Here is a 3,839-nt window from a genome sequence, read left to right on the forward strand (position 1 = left end):
TTACAGCTGGCCCCAACCCACCCACGCCGGCACCCAAGCCATCCGCATCAAACGACCCCGACCACCCGACCCAGACCCGTAAAGCAACGGCATTGCTCCTAAAGCGGGTGTCGCAGGTACGAATCCTGCCGAAGACACGAGCCTGTTCCCGCTCTGTGCGCGCCCTGTCCCGTAGATCCATTGCACTACGCTCCGCGCCATGAAGTTGAAGAGAGTGGCGATGCCGGTTCTCGTCGGCGCAGGCGGCATAGCCATCATCGCGGCAACGGGCGTGTGGGCACTGTCGGGTGGGCTCTACGGCTGTACCAGCGCTGACCAAGCACTCGCCCCCACTCTGGCGTCCCTGTCCATCCTCGACGCGCACCCGAGTCAGACGCAGCCCAAAGACGAGCGGCACTCCGGCTGCGACGAGGATGACGGGTTCGCTTACGCCGGAGCAATGCTCATGACTTGTGGATCGGGGCTCGGGGATCGCGCGAAGGACGTACCTTCCCGAGTGATCGATTGAAGGTCATCGAGTAGGCCCGCGTTCGCAGCGCGGGTCGGGAAGGCACGCCCGTGCTCAGCGTAGTCAATGCCGACGGCAGCACCCCGAACGGCTCCCTGATCGACGAGATCGTCCGCGAAGGCGCACGCCGGATGCTCGCCGCCGCTCTGGAGGCCGAAGTCAACGCCTACATAGCCGAGTTGGCTGACCAGGGGGACGAGAACGGGCGGCGCCTGGTCGTCCGCAACGGCTACCACCAGCCAAGGTCGGTCACCACCGCCGCGGGAGCCATCGAGGTGAAGGCCCCGCGGGTCAACGACAAGCGCGTCGATGAGGCCACCGGGGAGCGCAAGCGGTTTGCCTCGGCGATTCTGCCGCCCTGGTGCCGCAAGTCCCCCAAGATCAGCGAGGTGCTGCCGCTGCTCTACCTCCACGGCCTGTCCTCCGGGGACTTCGTGCCCGCACTCGAGCAGTTCCTGGGCAGCTCGGCCGGCCTCTCACCGGCCACCGTCACGCGGCTCACCCAGCAGTGGCAGGCCGACCACCACGCCTTCGGCGAGCGGGACCTGACCGGATCCGACTACGTCTACGTCTGGGCCGACGGCATCCACCTGCGCATCCGCCTGTCGGAGGCCAAGTCCTGCGTCCTGGTCGTGATGGGCGTGCGCGCGGACGGCACCAAAGAACTGATCGCCATGGCCGACGGCTACCGTGAGTCCGCCGAGTCCTGGGCCGACCTGCTGCGTGACGCCGCCCGGCGCGGCATGCGCGCGCCCGCCCTGGCCGTCGGCGACGGTGCGCTCGGCTTCTGGAAGGCCCTCGCCGAGGTGTTTCCCGAAACCCGCCATCAGCGGTGCTGGGTCCATAAAACGGCCAACGTCGTCAACGCCCTGCCCACGTCGGCCCAGCCCGGCGCCCGCAAGGCTCTCCAGCAGATCTACAACGCCGAAGACCGCGAGCACGCCACGAAGGCCGTCGCCGCGTTTGAGAAGACCTACGGCGCGAAGTGGCCCAAGGCCACCCGGAAGATCACCGACGACATCGACGAGCTGCTGGCGTTCTACGACTTCCCCGCGGAACACTGGATCCATCTGCGCACGACGAATCCCATCGAATCGACCTTCGCGACCGTGCGGCTGCGGACCAAGGTAACCAAGGGAGCGGGAAGCCCGGCCGCCGCCCTCGCGATGGTCTTCAAACTCGTCGAGTCCGCCCAGGCCCGCTGGCGAGCAGTCAACGCACCCCACCTCGTGGCACTCGTTCGCGCCGGAGCCCGCTTCGAACGCGGCCTCCTCGTCGAACGTCCGGAGACTCATGCAGCATAATTGATCAACCGGAAATGACAACAAACCGACCCCATGTGCTCCACTCGCCTGGAAACACAGAACGGCGAAGGAGGCTCGATGGGTGACATGCGAGGTGTTCCCTGGCGTGAAACAGCACGGGTCACGGCACTGTGCTGGGTGGTCTGCGCGGTGGCCTACGCCATTCTCAACTTCCTCGATCAGCCGACGCTGCCCATTGGCGCGCCCGTCGTGATGCTCCTGGCGCGCTGGTTCTGGGACCGGCACCGGCACTGGGCCGCGGGCGCTGCGGCAGCCTTCGCGGGCTCGGCCGTCGCGTTCGTCCTGACGGACCTGGCACGGCTGCACTGGGACCGAATCGCAGCGGATGCATTGACGACGGCAGCAGGAGCAACCGTCGCCCTGGCCGTCTTCACCGCGGCATCGCGGCTGACGCCTCCAGCTTCCTGATCAGGCGCACGTGATCCACAACTTTTGACAATTACTCCTTACGCCGGGCAGTACTACCAATACACAACATCCCGGACCGGCGTGCTGTCGTTCTATCGCCAGGCAGCCGCGGAAGACGGCTGGCGACTCGAGAGCGCCAATCCTTCGCCATCCCCGGCACCTGGCAGCCTCGCAGTCGACATCTCAGCGCTCTGTTTCGAGAAGACCGTCGCGGGCACTACCGCCCACCTCGCTGTGTGGTTCCCCAGCGACCTCGGCGACCGCGCCGGCGACTACGGACTAGAGATCACGGCCAGTCATGACGGAACTGCCTGGTGCTGACCCACCGCCGCCGCGTCGCTCACCTTGCCCCGGGAGCGATGCGAGGCATCAGCCGCACCGAGATCACGGATGACTGGCGGGGTAGCCGCTGCTGTACAGCGATGAAGTACAGCAACTCCAGCAGTCGGCAGCGCCCGCCACTGGCTCCCGTTGGCTTTCCGGCAGCCTGTATGGCCCCCATGACCGATCCCGCTAGACCTACGGATCAGATGTTGCCCCCGGCCCGTAGCTCTTCCTTCCGCCGGCGGGCGTAGCCCTCCAAGTCCTGCTTGATGGTCATGACGTCCTCGACACGGATGCGGATGGGCCCGCAGTGCAAGGCATCGCAGGAGCGGGGAAAGGTGCCGTCGATGAGGGAGACGCCGCTGAGGACGATGCCCGCCACCTCATCAACCGCAGTGCACAGCACCGGATGGAATGAGCAGTCCTCGTAGATGTCGCCCACCTGGATGCCGTTCGGGTTACCGGGGTCTGGTGTCTCGCTCATGGGAGCACCGTCTCAGTTTCCGTCTCATTCAGCGACCGTCAGGACCGTTCGGGAGGGGCCGGAAGCGAGAAGCCACCCGCCGATCATCCGCACGCGAACGCAAGTGAACCAGCCCGAACAGGACTCTGGGCAGGACCAACAGACTTGGAAAGAGTGCACCCCAACGCGCGGTCGGCCTGGCTGGCGGCCGGTGTGACGCAGGCTCTGTCGATCACGGCACCGCTGAAACGGCGTGGTTCCATGCGATAACAGTGAACAAGGATTGCAGCCATGACCTTCATCAATGTTCAGGGAGCAACCTCGGCCGGGCCTTACCGCTGTCCCTGCTGCGGCTTCATTACCTTGGCTGCGCGCGGAGCGTACGAGATTTGCCATGTCTGTTTCTGGGAGGACGACGGCCAGGACGAGCACGACGCGGGCGAGATCCGGGGCGGCCCGAACCACGGGCTCAGCCTCCGAGAGGCTCGCCGGAACTTCGAGGAGATCGGTGCATGCGACGAGCACTCCACACGGTCCGTACGTAGCCCGCTGCCCCACGAGCATCCCGAGAGCGGCACACCCTACGGAACAGGAACCATCCGCCCCTGCTGTTGAACCCCGACCACTTACCGGTCACCGACGCTCCACAACCGCACCACATCAGGCGGCGACCGCAAGCTCTCTTGCTACGCCTGCGGCCCCTCGGCATCCCTGCGGCTCCCTCTCTGCCAGCCTTGGGTGAGACGTCCCGCTTCGTCGGGTTAGCCTGAGAGGGCACGACAGGAGAATCACCCCCTCATGACCAGTACCA

General features: G+C 66.0%; 5 protein-coding genes. 4 read left to right on the top strand and 1 reads right to left on the bottom strand.

Annotation, left to right across the window (positions count from 1 at the left end):
• Positions 1 to 199 precede the first annotated feature (199 nt).
• The 3 genes from ACWCQK_RS42070 (at position 200) to ACWCQK_RS42080 (ending at position 2,241) form a co-directional block, all read left to right on the top strand.
• Positions 200 to 508: a hypothetical protein gene (locus ACWCQK_RS42070; protein ID WP_451164521.1), complete on the top strand. Its 309-nt coding sequence runs from the start codon at positions 200 to 202 to the stop codon at positions 506 to 508.
• A gap of 50 nt (positions 509 to 558) precedes the next feature.
• Entirely contained in the window at positions 559 to 1,812 is a 1,254-nt protein-coding gene (locus ACWCQK_RS42075; protein WP_451164523.1) for an IS256 family transposase, read from the top strand.
• Between the two features lie 78 nt (positions 1,813 to 1,890).
• Entirely contained in the window at positions 1,891 to 2,241 is a 351-nt protein-coding gene (locus tag ACWCQK_RS42080) for a hypothetical protein (RefSeq protein WP_451164525.1), read from the top strand.
• 526 nt (positions 2,242 to 2,767) lie between these two features.
• On the opposite strand, the gene ACWCQK_RS42085 is transcribed toward ACWCQK_RS42080, so the two are convergent.
• Entirely contained in the window at positions 2,768 to 3,049 is a 282-nt protein-coding gene (locus ACWCQK_RS42085; RefSeq protein ID WP_451164526.1) for a hypothetical protein, read from the bottom strand.
• 270 nt (positions 3,050 to 3,319) lie between these two features.
• Between ACWCQK_RS42085 and ACWCQK_RS42090 the strand changes: the two genes are divergently transcribed.
• Positions 3,320 to 3,643, top strand: coding sequence for a CPCC family cysteine-rich protein (locus tag ACWCQK_RS42090; RefSeq protein ID WP_451164528.1), 324 nt, complete (start codon positions 3,320 to 3,322; stop codon positions 3,641 to 3,643).
• Positions 3,644 to 3,839 lie beyond the last annotated feature (196 nt).

Source organism: Streptomyces sp. NPDC002306 (assembly GCF_053593435.1).

What these genes read in the sequence shown, in the direction of transcription:
- ACWCQK_RS42070 (WP_451164521.1), top strand. Translation starts at nt 200, where the DNA reads ATGAAGTTGAAGAGAGTGGCGATGCCGGTTCTCGTCGGCGCAGGCGGC.
- ACWCQK_RS42080 (WP_451164525.1), top strand. Translation starts at nt 1,891, where the DNA reads ATGGGTGACATGCGAGGTGTTCCCTGGCGTGAAACAGCACGGGTCACG.
- ACWCQK_RS42085 (WP_451164526.1), bottom strand. Translation starts at nt 3,049, where the DNA reads ATGAGCGAGACACCAGACCCCGGTAACCCGAACGGCATCCAGGTGGGC.
- ACWCQK_RS42090 (WP_451164528.1), top strand. Translation starts at nt 3,320, where the DNA reads ATGACCTTCATCAATGTTCAGGGAGCAACCTCGGCCGGGCCTTACCGC.